This is a genomic window from Mesorhizobium sp. P160219 (genome assembly GCF_057786095.1).
On sequence record NZ_JBYNWG010000001.1, the window covers coordinates 221,293 to 237,247 of the forward strand.

21 protein-coding genes are annotated in these 15,955 nt (G+C 63.7%); 12 read left to right on the forward strand and 9 right to left on the reverse strand.

Features of this window, described 5'->3' with window-relative positions; genetic code table 11:
* The first annotated feature begins 142 nt into the window (after window positions 1-142).
* The 6 genes from AC3EMP_RS01090 to AC3EMP_RS01115 all read left to right on the forward strand — a co-directional run bounded on the left by AC3EMP_RS01090 (window position 143) and on the right by AC3EMP_RS01115 (window position 6,556).
* A complete protein-coding gene (locus tag AC3EMP_RS01090) occupies window positions 143-2,029 on the forward strand; it encodes a potassium/proton antiporter (RefSeq protein ID WP_352597609.1) in 1,887 nt (628 codons plus the stop codon).
* Window positions 2,030-2,172: 143 nt separating this feature from the next.
* Entirely contained in the window at window positions 2,173-3,375 is a 1,203-nt protein-coding gene (locus AC3EMP_RS01095; protein WP_352597608.1) for a phosphoglycerate kinase, read from the forward strand.
* A gap of 121 nt (window positions 3,376-3,496) precedes the next feature.
* Entirely contained in the window at window positions 3,497-4,522 is a 1,026-nt protein-coding gene (locus AC3EMP_RS01100; RefSeq protein ID WP_352597607.1) for a class I fructose-bisphosphate aldolase, read from the forward strand.
* A 171-nt stretch (window positions 4,523-4,693) separates the two neighbouring features.
* Complete coding sequence (locus AC3EMP_RS01105; protein WP_023683988.1) at window positions 4,694-5,434, forward strand: DUF899 domain-containing protein; 741 nt, start codon at window positions 4,694-4,696, stop codon at window positions 5,432-5,434.
* 62 nt (window positions 5,435-5,496) lie between these two features.
* Window positions 5,497-6,210, forward strand: a complete 714-nt coding sequence (locus AC3EMP_RS01110) for an SGNH/GDSL hydrolase family protein (protein ID WP_023683989.1) — start codon at window positions 5,497-5,499, stop codon at window positions 6,208-6,210.
* Window positions 6,211-6,235: 25 nt separating this feature from the next.
* Entirely contained in the window at window positions 6,236-6,556 is a 321-nt protein-coding gene (locus tag AC3EMP_RS01115; RefSeq protein WP_352712594.1) for a hypothetical protein, read from the forward strand.
* A 9-nt stretch (window positions 6,557-6,565) separates the two neighbouring features.
* Here the strand turns inward: AC3EMP_RS01115 and AC3EMP_RS01120 are convergent, their stop codons facing one another.
* Entirely contained in the window at window positions 6,566-6,727 is a 162-nt protein-coding gene (locus tag AC3EMP_RS01120) for a hypothetical protein (RefSeq protein WP_023683991.1), read from the reverse strand.
* A 204-nt stretch (window positions 6,728-6,931) separates the two neighbouring features.
* Between AC3EMP_RS01120 and AC3EMP_RS01125 the strand changes: the two genes are divergently transcribed.
* The 3 genes from AC3EMP_RS01125 (at window position 6,932) to AC3EMP_RS01135 (ending at window position 8,540) form a co-directional block, all read left to right on the forward strand.
* Window positions 6,932-7,102 carry a hypothetical protein gene (locus AC3EMP_RS01125; RefSeq protein WP_023670139.1) on the forward strand — a complete coding sequence of 57 codons (171 nt, stop codon included), beginning with the start codon at window positions 6,932-6,934 and terminating at the stop codon, window positions 7,100-7,102.
* A 181-nt stretch (window positions 7,103-7,283) separates the two neighbouring features.
* A complete protein-coding gene (locus AC3EMP_RS01130) occupies window positions 7,284-7,694 on the forward strand; it encodes a hypothetical protein (RefSeq protein ID WP_031196067.1) in 411 nt (136 codons plus the stop codon).
* A gap of 126 nt (window positions 7,695-7,820) precedes the next feature.
* The gene (locus AC3EMP_RS01135; RefSeq protein ID WP_023683994.1) at window positions 7,821-8,540 is read left to right on the forward strand and encodes a helix-turn-helix transcriptional regulator; all 720 of its coding nucleotides are present in this window, start codon (window positions 7,821-7,823) and stop codon (window positions 8,538-8,540) included.
* A 63-nt stretch (window positions 8,541-8,603) separates the two neighbouring features.
* Here the strand turns inward: AC3EMP_RS01135 and AC3EMP_RS01140 are convergent, their stop codons facing one another.
* The 3 genes from AC3EMP_RS01140 to AC3EMP_RS01150 all read right to left on the reverse strand — a co-directional run bounded on the left by AC3EMP_RS01140 (window position 8,604) and on the right by AC3EMP_RS01150 (window position 11,130).
* Complete coding sequence (locus AC3EMP_RS01140; protein WP_023670142.1) at window positions 8,604-9,296, reverse strand: DUF1013 domain-containing protein; 693 nt, start codon at window positions 9,294-9,296, stop codon at window positions 8,604-8,606.
* 326 nt (window positions 9,297-9,622) lie between these two features.
* Complete coding sequence (locus AC3EMP_RS01145) at window positions 9,623-9,763, reverse strand: DUF1127 domain-containing protein (protein ID WP_023670143.1); 141 nt, start codon at window positions 9,761-9,763, stop codon at window positions 9,623-9,625.
* A gap of 356 nt (window positions 9,764-10,119) precedes the next feature.
* A complete protein-coding gene (locus tag AC3EMP_RS01150) occupies window positions 10,120-11,130 on the reverse strand; it encodes an NAD(P)H-quinone oxidoreductase (RefSeq protein ID WP_032903975.1) in 1,011 nt (336 codons plus the stop codon).
* A gap of 136 nt (window positions 11,131-11,266) precedes the next feature.
* Between AC3EMP_RS01150 and AC3EMP_RS01155 the strand changes: the two genes are divergently transcribed.
* From AC3EMP_RS01155 to AC3EMP_RS01165, 3 genes are all read left to right on the forward strand, one after another.
* Window positions 11,267-11,461: a DUF1192 domain-containing protein gene (locus AC3EMP_RS01155; RefSeq protein WP_023670145.1), complete on the forward strand. Its 195-nt coding sequence runs from the start codon at window positions 11,267-11,269 to the stop codon at window positions 11,459-11,461.
* A 96-nt stretch (window positions 11,462-11,557) separates the two neighbouring features.
* On the forward strand, window positions 11,558-12,796 hold the full coding sequence (locus AC3EMP_RS01160) for an MFS transporter (RefSeq protein WP_023683997.1): 1,239 nt from the start codon (window positions 11,558-11,560) through the stop codon (window positions 12,794-12,796).
* 32 nt (window positions 12,797-12,828) lie between these two features.
* Window positions 12,829-13,092, forward strand: a complete 264-nt coding sequence (locus AC3EMP_RS01165; RefSeq protein WP_023690079.1) for an ArsR/SmtB family transcription factor — start codon at window positions 12,829-12,831, stop codon at window positions 13,090-13,092.
* 29 nt (window positions 13,093-13,121) lie between these two features.
* Here AC3EMP_RS01165 and AC3EMP_RS01170 read toward each other — a convergent pair whose 3' ends face one another.
* From AC3EMP_RS01170 to AC3EMP_RS01190, 5 genes are all read right to left on the reverse strand, one after another.
* A complete protein-coding gene (locus AC3EMP_RS01170; protein ID WP_023690078.1) occupies window positions 13,122-13,586 on the reverse strand; it encodes an SRPBCC family protein in 465 nt (154 codons plus the stop codon).
* Between the two features lie 16 nt (window positions 13,587-13,602).
* Window positions 13,603-13,977 carry a nuclear transport factor 2 family protein gene (locus tag AC3EMP_RS01175; protein ID WP_032996687.1) on the reverse strand — a complete coding sequence of 125 codons (375 nt, stop codon included), beginning with the start codon at window positions 13,975-13,977 and terminating at the stop codon, window positions 13,603-13,605.
* 23 nt (window positions 13,978-14,000) lie between these two features.
* Complete coding sequence (locus AC3EMP_RS01180) at window positions 14,001-14,327, reverse strand: ArsR/SmtB family transcription factor (protein ID WP_023699361.1); 327 nt, start codon at window positions 14,325-14,327, stop codon at window positions 14,001-14,003.
* Window positions 14,328-14,332: 5 nt separating this feature from the next.
* Window positions 14,333-14,989: a glutathione S-transferase family protein gene (locus AC3EMP_RS01185; RefSeq protein WP_352712597.1), complete on the reverse strand. Its 657-nt coding sequence runs from the start codon at window positions 14,987-14,989 to the stop codon at window positions 14,333-14,335.
* 116 nt (window positions 14,990-15,105) lie between these two features.
* A complete protein-coding gene (locus AC3EMP_RS01190; protein ID WP_352712599.1) occupies window positions 15,106-15,939 on the reverse strand; it encodes an alpha/beta fold hydrolase in 834 nt (277 codons plus the stop codon).
* Window positions 15,940-15,955 lie beyond the last annotated feature (16 nt).

Here is a 15,955-nt window from a genome sequence, read left to right on the forward strand (position 1 = left end):
CGGGCAAGGCGCGCCGAGCCGCCAAACGCCGGAAAATCAGCGGCATAAGGCAAAAAGCCATCCTTGCGCCTTGCACCGGCCATGCCTTCGCCCCACTCTCCCGTGAATCGGTAGAAAGAGGAATTCGAGGGGCAAATCACCGATGGAGCATGCGATCTATCTCGTCACGCTGGTCGGCACAGCGCTAGTCGTCGCCGCAGCGTTCTCGAGCCTGATCGCCTTCCGCTTCGGCGCCCCTTTGCTGCTGCTCTTCCTCTGCATCGGCCTCGCCAGCGGCGTCGATGGTCTCGGTATCGAATTCGACAATGCGCGCGTGGCATATTTTGCCGGCTCACTGGCGCTGGCGGTCATCCTGTTCGATTCCGGTTTCGGCACGCCGCTCAACGCGCTGCGCCAGGCGGCCGGACCGGCGGTGTCGCTGGCGACCTTCGGCGTAATCCTGACCACTGGCCTGTTCGGCGCCGCCGCCTATTACCTGCTCGACCTCAGCTGGCTGGAATCCTTCCTGCTCGGCGCCGCGGTCGCCTCGACCGATGCGGCGGCCGTCTTCTTCCTGCTACGCGCCGGCGAGATCAATCTGCGCGAACGCGTGCGCGCGACACTGGAAGTCGAATCCGGCACCAACGACCCGATCGCCATCTTCCTGACCATCACGCTGGTCGAGATCATCGCCGCCCACGCCAATCCCGAGACCCATGTGCTGGTCACCGACCTGATCCTCGGCTTCCTGCTCAATATGGGGCTCGGCGCCGTCGTCGGCGTGCTTGGCGGGCTCGGCATCGTGCGCCTCGTCGACCGGCTCAACCTTGACCATGGCTTGCTGCCGATCTTCGTGCTGACCCTGTCACTGATGGTGTTCGCCGCGGCCGGCGCCATTGGCGGCTCGGGCTTCCTGGCGGTCTATCTCGCCGGGCTCATTGCCGGCAACTCCGACATCCGCGCCGTCACCATCCTGAAGCGCTTCCAGGACGGCATGTCGTGGCTGGCACAGATCATCATGTTCCTGATCCTCGGCCTGTTCGCGACACCCTCGCAGTTTCCGGCGATCATGGTGCCGGCGGTGCTGCTCGGCCTATTCCTGATGTTTGTCGCGCGCCCTGTCGCCGTCTGGCTCTGCCTGATCCCGTTCCGCCTGCCGCGTCCCGAGATCGCCTTCGTCTCCTGGGTCGGCCTGCGCGGCGCCGTGTCCATCCTGCTTGCCATCACCCCGCTGCTCGGCGGACTGGAGAACGGCCGCACCATCTTCAACGTCGCCTTCATCATCGTGCTGGTATCGCTGGTGGTGCAGGGCTGGTCGGTCGGTCCGCTGGCGCGCCGGCTCGGCCTGATCGTGCCGGCGAGGCTCGGGCCGCTCGACAAGGTCGAACTCGAACTGCCGGGCTCCGCCCATCACGAACTGCTCGCCTACCGCGTGGCGCCCGGCAGCCCGGTGGCGCGCGGCGAGCGTATCCCGCGCTGGGCACGGCCCTCGTTGGTGCTGCGCGACGGCCGCTCGATGCGTTTCCAGGACATGGGCCGGCTCGCGGCCGGCGACCAGGTTTATATCTTCGTGCCCGACCGCTATCCGCGCCTGCTTGACAAGCTGTTTGCCAGCCGCGCCGTAGTCGACCCCGAGGATGCCGACTTCTTCGGCGCCTTCGCCGTCGATCCCGCCCGCTCGGCCGCAGAGCTCGAGGCCGCATACACACCGGGATTGAGCGAAGCCGAGCAGAAGCTCACCGTCGGCGCGCTGGTGACGGCAAGGCTTGGCGGCCATGCCGAATATGCCGACCGGGTGCTGATCGGCCCGATCGAATTGATCGTCCGCGACGTCGACGACAAGGGCAAGATCACCGGTCTCGGCCTCTCCTTCGAGCCGACCGCGCCGGTGGCGCGGGTTCCGGTGTTCCTGAGCGCCGGCGAGATCGGCGATCGTGTCTCCGCCTTCATCCGCAACTGGCGCAAGCCGACCGAGACGCAGACTGCAGAGGCGGCAGCCAATGAGAAGGCCCTTGAGCCGACGGTGGAAAAGATAACGACCGAAGGCTGACAAGCGATCGGTTCACGCTGACGTCCCGCATCATCACGACAGCCTTCGCCTTGATCTCAAAATTTAGCTCGCACCCCGGCTCAAGCCTTGCATCGTGATCGATGCGAGGTATGGTCCCGGCGATTTTCACGAAAGGTATCAGCATGGCCGCCTTCAAGACACTCGACGATATCGGCAATATCAGCGGCAAGCGCGTGCTGGTGCGCGTCGACCTCAACGTGCCCGTCGCCGACGGCAAGGTCACCGACGCCACCCGCATCGAACGCATCGCACCGACCATCGCCGAGCTGTCCGGCAAGGGCGCCAAGGTCATACTGCTCGCGCATTTCGGCCGCCCGAAGGATGGTCCCTCGCCCGAATTTTCGCTGGAGCCGATCGCCAAGGCTACCGCGGAGGTGCTTGGCCGCCCGGTCGGCTTTGCCGGCGATTGCGTCGGCGACACGGCGGGCAGTGCGGTCGCCGCCATGAACAAGGGCGATGTGCTGCTGCTGGAAAACACCCGCTTCCACAAGACCGAGGAGAAGAACGACCCTGATTTCACAGAGCGGCTCGCCGCCAATGGCGATATCTTCGTCAACGACGCCTTTTCCGCCGCCCACCGGGCGCACTCCTCGACCGAAGGCCTGGCGCGGCTGTTGCCGTCCTATGCCGGCCGCACCATGCAGGCCGAGCTCGAGGCGCTGGAGAAGGGGCTCGGCAATCCGATCCGCCCTGTCGTCGCCATTGTCGGCGGCGCCAAGGTTTCGACCAAGATCGACCTGTTGATGAACCTGGTGAAGAAGGTCGACGCGCTGGTGATCGGCGGCGGCATGGCCAACACTTTTCTCGCCGCGCGTGGCACCGCTGTCGGCAAGTCGCTGTGCGAGCATGACCTTGCCGCGACCGCCAAGCAGATCATGATCGAGGCCGCCGAAGCCGGCTGCGCCATCATCCTGCCTGTCGACGGTGTCGTCGCCAAGGAATTCAAGGCGGGTGCAGCCAGCGAGACCGTTGCCATTTCGGATGTCCCGGCTGACGGCATGATCCTCGATGTCGGCGAAAAGACCGTGAAGACGATCGGTGAATGGATCGACCGCGCCGCGACGCTGGTCTGGAACGGCCCGCTCGGCGCCTTCGAGATCGAGCCTTTCGACCACGCCACGGTGGCGGCGGCCAGGCACGCGGCGGCCCGCACCAGGGCCGGCAAGCTGGTCTCGGTCGCCGGTGGCGGCGATACGGTGGCCGCCCTCAACCATGCCGGCGTCGCCGACGACTTCACCTATGTCTCGACCGCCGGCGGCGCTTTCCTCGAATGGATGGAAGGCAAGCCGCTGCCCGGCGTCGACGTGCTGAAGAAACAAGCCTGACCGGATCGGGGGCGCAAAAACGGACGCCAGGAACTTTCAATTCGATTCGAGCTTTCCGATCCCATTCCTTTGGCGGTAGACTTCCGTTACGCGCGGAACGTACCCCCTTAGGAGAAGAAAAATGAGCGAACGTCTCGAAGACATTGCCGCCGCGATGGTGGCCGGCGGCAAGGGCCTGCTGGCCGCCGATGAGAGCTCCGGCACCATCAAGAAGCGCTTCGACGTTATCGGCGTCGAATCGACCGCCGATAGCCGCCGCGACTACCGCGAGATGATGTTCCGCGCCACGGACGCGATGACGAAGTACATCTCCGGCGTCATTCTCTACGACGAGACCATCCGTCAGAAGGCTGCCGACGGCACGCCTCTGGTCGACATCATCAAGGCGGCGGGCGCCATCCCCGGCATCAAGGTCGACGCCGGCGCCAAGCCGCTGGCCGGCTTTCCCGGCGATACCGTTACCGAAGGCCTCGACGGCCTGCGCGAACGGCTCGCGGATTATTACAAGCTCGGCGCCCGCTTCGCCAAATGGCGCGCGGTGATCGACATCGACACCGGCAAGGGCGTGCCCTCGGTCAATTCGATTGGCTCCAACGCCCATGCGCTGGCCCGCTATGCCGCACTGTGCCAGGAGGCCGGCATCGTGCCGATCGTCGAGCCGGAAGTGCTGATGGACGGCGCGCACGACATCGACACCTGCTACGACATCTCGAAGGCAACGCTGATCAAGCTCTATGACGAGCTGCATGCGGCGCGCGTTTTGCTGGGAGGCACCATCCTGAAGCCGAACATGGTGCTGGCCGGCAGGAAGTCGGGCAAGGTGAGCAGCCCCGAAGAGGTCGCGGAAAAGACCATAAAACTGTTCCGCGAAACCGTACCGGCAGCGGTGCCGGGCATCGCCTTCCTTTCGGGCGGGCAGTCGGACGAGGAGGCGACCGCCAACCTCAACGCCATCAACGCCATCGGGCCGCATCCGTGGAAGCTGACCTTCTCCTATGGCCGCGCCTTGCAGGCCGCCCCACAAAAGGCCTGGAGCGGCAAGGCATCGAACGTCGCCTCCGGCCAGGCCGCCTTCACCCATCGTGCCCACATGAACCATCTGGCGGCGCTGGGACAATGGACGGCGAGCCTCGAACAGGCCGCCTGAGCGCAGTCCTCCCGTTGTCATACAACCCGGGCCGATGCGCCCGGGTTTGTTTATGCAAAGCCGGCTTGGACGGAGTCCGTCCATCCTTATCTCCTTTTCGGCAAAAGCTGACGGCGATGTCGGTTCCTGCCCACCCCAAACGTCCTTGGGTGAACAGACAGGGAGAACTTCATGACTCGCAGCAAGGTGGTTTCGCGTGAAGACTGGTTTGAGGCGCACAAGGCGCATCTGGCGCGCGAGAAGGAATTGACACGGTTGCGTGAGCGCATCGCCGCCGAGCGGCGTGAACTGCCCTGGATGAAAATCCGCAAGGACTATGTCTTCGAGACCGAGCAGGGTCCGAAGAACCTGGCCGGACTGTTCGGCGCCAACAGCCAACTGATCGTCTACCACTTCATGATGACGCCAGGATCGAACCACCGCTGCGAAGGATGCTCCTTCCTTGCCGACCATATAGACGGCGCCGATCAGCATCTCAGGCGCCACGACGTGTCGCTGGTGGTGGTTGCGCGCGCGCCGCTGGCGGAACTGCTGCCTTACAAGCAGCGTATGGGCTGGAAATTCGACTGGGTGTCGTCCTACGCCTCGGATTTCAACTTCGACATGCAGGTCTCCTTCACCGACAAGCAGATCGCGGCCGGCGACACCACCTACAATTTCGAGACGCGTCCGCGCACGTCAAAGGACCTTCCCGGCACCAGTGTTTTCTACAAGGACGAGAACGGCGACATCTTTCTCACCTTTATGTCGCGCGCCCGCGGCGGCGAGGCGCAGATCGGCACCTATGACTATCTCGATATGACGCCGAAGGGCCGCGGCGAAAATGGCCCTTATCAAAGCCTGATGGACTGGGTGCGGCTGCATGACGAATATCAGGAAAAGCAGGCGGCTAAGGAAAACTGCTGCGACTAGAAGCGCGTTCACCTGCGCCCAAACATGCGCTAAGGCTGCCGTTAACCTCTAACGGTATTGCCATGCGCTTCCCGGCCCTTCTTACCTGGCTCGCCTACCCCGTCTATGTCTGGCAGGGCCTCGGCGTGCGCCGCCGCACCACCCGCATGCTGCCGGCACAAGGGCCGGTCATGCACGAAATATCGGGCAAGGCGCCGGCCATCTCGCTGCTGGTGCTGGGCGATTCCTCGGCCGCTTCCGTCGGCATCGGCAATTCCGAGAACGGGCTTGCCGCGCAGCTTGCCGTCATGATCGCGCAGCGAACCGGCCTTGCCGTGCGCTGGCGCGCCGCCGGCTTCAACTCGGCAACGTCGGGCCAGATCCGCGACCATGTGCTGCCCAATCTGTCGGCCGATCGGTGGACGCATATAGTGCTGGCCATCGGCACCAACGACACCAAGAATTTCCACTCGGTGCCGCGCTTCAAGAAAGAGTTCGGCGGCCTGCTTTACGCGCTGCGCGCCAAATGGCCGGAGGCCCGCGTCGTCTGGTCGCCGGTGCTGGAATTCACCCGTGCGCCGGCCATGCCGCCGCTGCTCGGCAAGATACTCGAAATCCGCGCTACCGCAATGAACCGCATGGGCGAGCGCCTCTGTTTCGAGCGCGGCGCCGTGCCGGCGCCACGGCTGCCGATCACCAACCCTGAGGCCGGCTTTGCCTCCGATGGCTTTCATGCCTCGGAAGCCGGTTACCGCGCCTGGGCCGAACATCTGGTCGGATGGGTGCTCGCCGATTGACCTGAGGGGGCACAAGCTCGGACTGGTGGGCTTCAGAGAACTGACGCGAGTATTTCCAAATACTGTTGATCGCAGCCTGCTTCCAATGGATCTGAGCCAGAATATCATCCAGCAGCAATGGACGAGCTACGGCCTGGATTCCGAAACCGGCAACGACACCTGCACGCTGACCGGCAACCGCGCCGAATCGAGCAAGCATGTCATTCCGGCCGGCCCGGCCAACGCCACGCCTTTTATTGCGGCGAACCTGCCGGAATTCATGACGACGCGCGGTGGCGATTACTTCTTCGTGCCCAGCCTCAACGCCATCCGGATGATTGCCATGGGAACGGTGGACCCGACCTGACCCTCAAGGCTATGCCCAGTGCCCCAGCGCACCCGCCAGCGCGATGGCCGCCATGGCGATCAGGGCCAGCTTCCAGAAATCGCCGCGCCGCTTCAGGCCCGGCCAGCCGAGCGGCTTGATCAGCTGAATGGCCATCATGCCGATGATGACGAGCGCGAGGAGTTTCGACATGCCCGCCTTTGAGCAGCATCGCGACAGGCTGTCAAAGCGGTTCTTGCATGGTCTCGGTCGACTTGGCCATTCCTGACAAAAGGCTCGTTTCCGAACCGACCGCCAAGCACCTCGCAGCTTTCTTCAACGAGCTGACATGCTCCTGACAGACTGCTGTCAGGAGGGGTATGCGATAGTGTCTCCATCAGAGAAGAGGAGATGGTCATGAACAGCTTTGGTATTTTGAACAGCGTACAGCACTATGTCGGCAAGATCCGCACGATGCGCAATGAAGTCCGTACCCAGCGCTTCCTGAACTCCTTGCCGGCGGACATCCGCAAGGACATTGGCTGGCCGGATATGTATGAGGGTCACAGCCGCATTCGCGAGATCTGAGGCGTTTTACCTGACAATGCTTGGATGCGGACCCCGCAACGCCCGGATCATTGACATGGACCCCCGGGCAGCGACCCCTCGGGCTGGCGCAAAAACTTTGGCGCCTGCTACGGACAATGCTGAAGGCTCCTGACAGAATGCTGTCAGGAGCACCATGCCATAAACGTGTCAGGAGACATGAATGGTGAAAAGCTGGAACGACAGGCTGAACACGCCGGGCGTCAACGGCGTGAAGCCGACGCCACGCACAATGGGCGACGTCGTCGAGGGCCAGCCGATGCTGGTGCCGACGCCCCGTCAGGTCGATGATTTCATCCGCACGATCCCCAACGGCGTCGAGATGGATGTACGCGCCTTGCGCACTGCGCTCGCCATCGAGCATGGGGCGCAAGTGACATGTCCGGTCACCATCGGCTATCATCTGCGCACCGTCGCCGAAGCCGCCAATGAGGATCTCGAACGCGGCATGACGCTGAACGATATCACGCCGTACTGGCGTGTGCTCGACGTGAACACGCCGACAACGAAGAAATTGTCCTTCGGCGCGGAATTCGTCGCCGTGCAGCGCAAGCGCGAAGGACTTAAACCATAATGCGTGTCGCCCAAAAGTGCGCAGCGGTTTTTGGGAGAACGACAAGCATAAAACAGGAGATGGATGTCACCCGGAACCGGTTTCGGGACCGTGACATTCATAGAAAAGCAGCCGAGGGACCATACGATGCGACGTGCCGACAGGCTCTTTCAGATCGTGCAGCACCTGCGTGGCGGCCGGCTGGTCACCGCCCAGAAGCTCGGCACATGGCTCGAGGTTTCCGAGCGGACCATCTACCGCGATATCGCCGATTTGCAGTCGACCGGAGTGCCGATCGACGGCGAGGCCGGCGTCGGCTACATGATGAGGGAGGGTTTCGACCTTCCGCCGCTGATGTTCACGCGTGACGAAATCGTCGCGCTGGTCGCCGGCGCCCGCATGGTGCGGGCCTTTGGCGGCGCGGCCATGGCGCGTGCGGCCGACGAGGCGCTGGTCAAGATCGGCGCCGTCCTGCCCGACGCCGAGAAGGACCGCATCGCCCGCACCGAGATCCACACGCCGATGTGGGTGGTGAGCGACGCCGCGCGTGAGGCGATCGACGTGATCGAGCGCGCTGTCGAGAAGCGACAGGTGCTGACCATCGACTACCGCGACGAGGCCGGCCGCGGCACCGGGCGTGACATCCGTCCGCTCGGTCTGTGGTTCTGGGGCAAGGTATGGACGCTGGTTGCCTGGTGCGAGATGCGCGACGATTTCCGCGCCTTCCGCATCGACCGCATCGCCTCGGTGGTCATCGCCGGCCGCATCTTCAAGCCTGAGCGCGGCAAGCAGCTTGCCGACTTCTACCGCGCCGTCGAACGCTCGGAGGACTATGGCATGACGCCGGACCGGGCGGCGCGCAGCTGAGACTTCGATAATCAATGAAAAAGCCCGCTCGAAGCGGGCTTTTTTGATGAACTGTCGCAAACCTTACTCGTCGTCCGCATCTTCCTTCTTGGACTTGAGCGCCGAGAGCTTGGCGAACACGGCGTTTGCGTCGAGCTCGGCATCCTCGTCCTTCGGCTTCTCCGGCGCCGGCACCAGGCGCTCGGTCACGGCAGCCGGCAGCAGCGTGTCGCCGACAGGCTGCGCCTGCTCGCGGCCGCGCGAGGCGCGGTTGACTTCCATGTCGAGGTCGATCTGCGAAGCGAGACCCAGCGTCACCGGGTCCATCGGCTGCAGATTGGCCGAATTCCAGTGCTTGCGCTCGCGGATCTGTTCGATCGTCGACTTGGTCGTGCCGACCAGGCGCGAAATCTGCGCGTCCTTCAATTCCGGATGGTTGCGGACCAGCCACAGGATGGCGTTGGGCCGGTCCTGGCGCTTCGACAGCGGTGTGTAGCGGGGACCCTTGCGCTTGGATTCCGGCACCCGCACCTTGGGGTCGGACAGTTTCAGGCGCTGGTTCGGATCCTTCTCGGCGCGCGCGATCTCGTCGCGGGTCAGCTGTCCGGTCATGATCGGGTCCATGCCCTTGATGCCTTGCGCCGATTCGCCGTCGGCGATCGCCTTGACCTCGAGCGGATGCAACCCGCAGAACTGCGCGATCTGCTCGAAGGAAAGCGCGGTGTTGTCGACCAGCCAGACGGCGGTCGCCTTGGGCATCAGCAGCGTATTGGCCATTTCAAAAATCCTTCTCGTTCGCCCGCGTTCCCGCGCGGGCGGTGGTTTAGAGCCACCAAAATGGGAAATTCGCGGCCTGTATAACCGCTCCGCTGCCGTTTCGCAATGTTTTTGGCGCAGGGCGCAGCCGTCGGACACCGGACAGCGGGGGAGGCCAGGAGGACCTCGGCTCCGGCGATCATTGATGCCGAGTCGTACAGGGGGTCCAAAACGACAAAACCCGCCGGACAGGGTCCAGCGGGCTCGGAACCGGCGACGGGATACCGTCTGCGGCGGCTCTTGCTTCTGCCGCGTGGTCAGGCCTCATCGGTCGACCAGGCTTCGAATTAGATGGCCTTGCGGGCAATCCTCTCAATGTCGCCGCGGCTGATGCCGAGATCGCTGAGCTGACGGGCATTGAGCTTGTTCAGCTCGCGCACGGTTTCGTTGTACATACGCCAGTTACGGAAAGCGCGGATCGGGTTCATGGTTGTCCTCCAGTTGTTGGATCAAATCGTTTCGATGACGCTTAGATAGGCAGTGCTGCCCACGAATTGAACAGACGTCTTTGCATAGCCGCAATGCAAATGCTGCATTGCAGCATTAAGCTTCTGTTCATCTTGCCGACAGGCTGAGCGCGGAGCATGGCGCGAGGTTCAGGTCAGGCCGAGCAGAGAATGGCGGCTCCCGAGAACCGGAGCGGAGCGTACTTCAGTACGAAGCACCGGCCTACGCCGGCCGTAGCCTTAACTGCCGCAACCCCTCATGAGGGCTTCGGCCGGCGAAGGCCGGAAGCGCAGGGAGCCGCCATTCGCAGGCCGGCCTCACCTGAATCTCGCCCCATCTAGCCGACGTCGAGAACGATCTTGCCTATATGCTCGCCCTCTTCCATGCGCTCATGCGCCCGCCAGGCGTCGGTCAGCGGGAAGATCATGTCCATCACCGGCGCTACCTTCCGGGTGCCGAGCAGCGGCCACACCTGTGCTTCCAGTGCGGCGGCGAGCGCCGCCTTGAACTCGACCGTGCGAGGCCGCAGCGTCGAGCCGGTGTGGGTCAGCCGCTTGACCATGATTTTCGAGAAATCGGCGCTCGCCACCGCGCCGGCCTGGACGGCGATCTGGACGATCCTGCCCTCGACCGCGGCGGCCTCGTAGTTGCGCGCGATATAGTCGCCGCCGACCATGTCGAGAATGACGTCGGCCCCCTTGCCGCCGGTCGCATCCTTGACCGCCGCGACGAAATCCTCCTCGCGGTAGTTGATCGCCCGGTCGGCGCCGAGTTTCAGGCAGGCGTCGCATTTTTCCTTGCTGCCGGCGGTGGTGACGACATAGGCGCCGAAGGCCGACGCCAGCTGGATCGCCGTGGTGCCGATGCCCGATGAGCCGCCATGGACCAGCAGCGTCTCACCCTTTTTCAGGCCGCCGCGCTCGAACACATTGTGCCAGACGGTGAAATAGTTTTCCGGAACCGCGGCCGCCTCCGTGTGGGTGAAGCCGGCGGGCAGCGGCAGCACGCTGCCGGCATGAACCTTTACATATTCGGCATAACCGCCCCCCGGCGTCAGCGCGCAGACCCGGTCGCCGATGCGCCAGCGCGATATGTCGTCGCCAAGGACGGCCACTTCGCCCGATGCCTCGAGACCGGGCAGGTCGGAAGCGCCGGGCGGCGCCGGATAGGCGCCCTTGCGCTGCTGCACGTCGGGGCGGTTGACGCCGGCCGCACGCACCCGGATCAGGATTTCGCCGGGACCAGGCACCGGCACGTCGCGCGTTTCCGGTTTCAGCACCCGCGGCCCGCCCGGTTGCGAGATTGCAATGGCCGTCATCGTGGCTGGAATTTTATGTCCGCTCGCCATGAAATTTCCCGTCTCGGTCCGCCGGCTGCCAGCTTCTTGCCGGCTGTTTGCATCTACGCCCCTGCCCTATGTATGCTGATTGCCGGATCAGGCAAATGGCCAAATCAGCCCCAATACTGAATAGGGAGGAGCGACGATGGCGATCTTCGACGACGAACCCAAGAAGAAAGCCCGCCCGCATGAGATCGGACAGGATCTGTCGCTGCTTTCGGTCGGTGACCTGACCGAACGGATCAGCATCCTGCGCGAGGAGATTGCCCGGCTCGAAGCCGAGCTCCAGACCAAGGGCAGCACCAAATCGGCGGCCGAAGCCCTGTTTCGCCGCGGCTAGTTTTCGCGTTAGTTTCGGCGTTGAGCATCCGCCGCCGAAAAGCCCGAATGCGCCTGTCTTCAGACCCCGCCACCGAATCTCCAGACGGATCAAACAATGTTTGCAAGCTACAGGCCGATCCTCTCGCTGCTTCGCGGCACCGCTTTCCTGCTCGCGGCTTCGGGATTGCACGGCCTGTTGTTGCCGTTGCGCGGCCAGCTCGAAGGGTTTTCGACCGCATCGCTCGGCCTGATGGGCACAGCCTGGGCCGGTGGCTTCGTCACCGGCTGCTTCTTCGCACCGCGCCTGGTGCGCCGCGCCGGCCACGTCCGGGCGTTCGGCGCCTTTGCCGCTTCGGGCGCCATCGTGGCGTTGCTTACCGGCCTGATCATCGACGAATATGTCTGGATCCTGCTGCGCGCCTTCACCGGCTTCACCATGGCCGGAGCCTTCATGGTCATCGAAAGCTGGCTGAACGAGAAGGCCACCAACGAGAACCGCGGCACCGTCTTCGGCCTCTACATGATGGTCACCTATGCCTCGATCATGGGCGGCCAGATGATCGTTGCCGGCGGCGACGTCAGATCGGCATCGCTGTTCATGATCACCGGCATATTGTTCTGCCTGTCGCTGATCCCGACCGCGGTGTCGTCGGCTTCGTCTCCCAAGCCTTTGCAGGACGTCAAGCTCGACGTCAAAGGTCTCTACGCCAACTCGCCGGTGTCGGCGATCGCCTGCCTGTTGGTCGGCATCGCCAATGGCGCCTGGGGCACGCTTGGCGCCGTCTACGGCGCCCGTATCGGCATCTCCACCGCCCAGATCGCACTGATGATGAGCCTTGTCGTTATTGCCGGCGCGGCCATGCAGCTTCCGGCCGGACGCCTCTCCGACAAGACCGACCGCCGTTTCGTGCTGGCGGGCGCGGCTTTCGGCGCCGCACTGTTCGCCATCCTGATCTTCCTGTTCGAACCGCGTTCCGCCGTCCTCGTCATTGTCTTCGCCGCTGCCTACGGCGCCTTTGCCTACACGCTCTATTCGATCGCCGTGGCGCATGCCAACGACCACGCCCGATCGGAGGATTTCGTCAAGGTCTCGGGCGGCCTGCTGCTTCTGTATGGCTTCGGAACCATGATCGGGCCCTTGCTGGCTGCCGCCCTGATGGGCTGGCTCCGCCCCGAAGGCCTGTTCCTGGCCACCGCGCTGGCGCATCTCAGCCTCGCCGCCTACACGTTGCTGCGCATCAGCCGCCGCGCGCCGGTGCCGATCGAAGACCGCGATGCCTTCAAGACCCAGCCGGCCGATCGCTCGGTCACCCCTGAAGCACTGCGGCTCAGAAAAGCGGAAGCCGACGGTTGAGATTTGAAAAGCTTTGCCCCACAAGTATAGGCATGATCTTTTCTGACGCCTTCATGGCGATTGCCGACCCCAACCGGCGCTATCTTTTGGAAGAGCTCCGGCGTGGCCCGAAAACCGTCAACGAGCTGGCTTCGGGCCTTCCAGTCTCCCGCCCGGCCGTGTCCCAGCACTTGAAAGTGTTGCTGGACGCCGGTCTGGTTCAGGCCAGGGCCGAGGGCACGAGGCGCGTCTATACAGTCAGCAGTGCCGGCTTCCTCAAGCTCAATATTTGGCTTGATCAGTTCTGGGAAGCATAGGCCGAGATTCCAGCTCGCCTCCCTGGCTTTCAAGTGTCCGTTGCCAGCGCCTTGCCCAGCGCATCGAGCAGGAATCGGGTACCATGCTCGCGCGATGACGGTGTGTCGTGCCCATCGAGAAACGCGCCCTGCTCGGTGAGCACCAGACGCGTGCCCGTGCCTTCCGGGCGAAGCTCAATTGTCGCCAGCGAAACCGAGATTCTGACATCACCGAACAGCATGTCGTAGCTGTAGACGATGCGCTGGTTGGGCACGATGTCCTGATAGGTGGCGGTATAGGTGTGGATCGGCCCGTTCTTCGGCCCGCCGGCATTGACCTCCTGGCCGCCGACGCAAAAATCCATTTCGTGCCTGTGGGTCATCGGGTTGTCGGGGTCGGCGAACCAGCGCCGCTTGGCGGCCGGATCGCTGAGCGCGAAATAGACTTTCGCCGGCGCAACTGGATAGAGGCGCTCGAGGACGAAGGTGGAGTGGACGACGGATCGTTCGGCCATGGTCAGGTCCTCTTGGTCAGCTTGATGGTTTCTGCGCGACGAAGACGCCGTCGCGATAGGACGCGCCGAAATAGACTTCGACGGCGCGCAACCTGTCGTCATGGAACAGATGCAGTTCGGTGTTGCGGAAGGTCTTTCCGCCCGCCGTCTCGCAGCGATAGAGGACAAAGGCGGCGTCCTCGTCCTCGCATATCCGCTCGATGACGATCGAGTTGAAGGCCGGGCTGTCCGGCCAGCAGCGCTCGAAATAGGTCGCACGCTCGATGGCGTCGTCATAGGGGCTGGTGAAGGTGAAATCGTCGGCGAGCACCGCCGCGACGGCAGCCTTGTTATTCGCCTGGTAGGCGGAAAAATAGCCGCGGATCAACTCCGCTCTGCTTTTGCCGGGCATGGTCATTTCTCCTCTGCTTCAGGTCATTCGGTCCCGGCGAGAAAATCGCCGAGCCGGTCGAGCCGACGCTCCCATGTCAGCCGCCGTTCGTTGATCCAGTGTTCTGCGCTGCGCAGCGCCTGCGGCGCGATCTGGCAGGTGCGCACGCGGCCGAGCTTTTCCGAGCGCACCAGCCCGCTTGCTTCGAGCACGTTGAGATGCTGGACGACGGCCGACAGCGACATCGCCAGCGGTTCGGCCAACTGGCTGACCGAGGCCGGCCCACGCGACAGCCGTTCGACCATGCTGCGCCTGGCCGGGTCTGCGAGCGCCTGGAACATCAGGTCGAGCTGGGCGGGATCGTGCAGCATCGCGATCAGCCGTTATTGTAGGGAAAGAACTTGAAGTAGGGCTGCGCCTCCTCGACCACCCGGGCGAAGGACGGCCGCTTGAGCAGGCGGTCGTGGTAGTGTTTCAGGGCCGGATAGCTGTCGCCGAACGGCTCGACCTTGTTGGCGTAGAACAGCGCCGGCGAGGCCGCGCAGTCGGCCATGGTGAAGGTAGGCCCGGCCGCCCAGAGTTTCGAGCGCATCTCCTCCTCGATGATCGCATAGGCGTTGCGCAGTTGCGCGCGCGCCTCATCGACCCCGAACGGATCGGTCTTGTCCTGCGGGCGCAACCTGTCGCCGACGATCTTCTGCATCGGCGCCTGCACGTAGAAATCGTAGAAACGGTCAGCCTGGCGGACCTGGAGAGCAAGGTCGGCCTCGGCCGGGATGAGCTCGACCGGCCCGGGATAATGCGCGGCCAGATATTCGATGACGATGGTCGATTCCAGCACCGTGCGATTGCGTGCATCGTCATGCAGCGCCGGCATCTTGCCGGTCGGCGACACCTTCAGGAATGCTGCCCGCGACTGCTCGTCGCCGAGGTCGACGATAACCGGCGTGAAGGGCGTGTCGTTCTCGTAGAACGCAATCAGCGGTTTCCAGCAGAACGATGCCAGCGGATGGAAATGGAAGGTCAGGGACATTTTTTGCTCGTCTGTTTGTGGTTCGCCGATGCTGGAGCGGTGCCAGCCAGCGCCAACACTGAAGCATTTACTTAACTATTCCCGTGAGGCGAATGTGTCAAGGTTCGAGACTGCCTTCAGGGCTTGGTATGCGTGACGATGGCGGCAACGATCGTGCCCCAGTCGTCGGGATGCAGTTCGTGGCCACCGCCTTCGACGCGGACAAGCCGCCCGCCGGCAACAGCGTCGGCAAGGGCTGCGCCATGCTCGACCGGAAAGATCGGATCCGATGTCCCGTGAATGACGAGCAGCGGAACCTTGATCTCGCGCAGGCGTCCTTTCAGATCCTCGCAGCTCTTCAGCATGAAATGGTTGGTCGCGCTCAGGAAGCCGCCGGATCGGTCGTAGTCCTGTTGGACGAACGCGCGCATCGCCTTCTCGTCGAACGGATGCGCGGTGCTGGCGATCGCACGCGCATCCTTGACGACGAAGCCGATCACCTGGTGACGGTCCGACCAATCGACCTTGGCGCCATCGGCCGAGTGCTCCATATCGGCCTCGGTCGTCCCCGGCAGGTGCGATGTATCGATCCCCACCGGCGAACTGCTGATCACCGTCAGTGTGATGACACGCGAGGGATGTCTCAACGCCGGTCGTTGCGCGATCGTGCCGCCCATTGACATCCCGACCACATGCGCCTTGCCGATGCCGCAACCGTCGAGGACGCGCACCGCATCGTCCGCCATGTCGTCGAACGTATACGGCGGCTCGCCCGTCGCATATTTGGTCGACAGGCCGGTATCGCGATTGTCGTAGCGGATCACGAAACGGCCCTCGCCGGCGAGTTTTTTGCAGAGCGCCTCCGGCCCCCACAGCATCGAGGCCATGGCGCCCATGATCAGCAGAACGGTTGGATCGCCGGGATTCCCAAACGTCTGGGAGACGATTTCGGGTGCTGCGGCCCGTGTCATGGGACTCTCCTCGCAT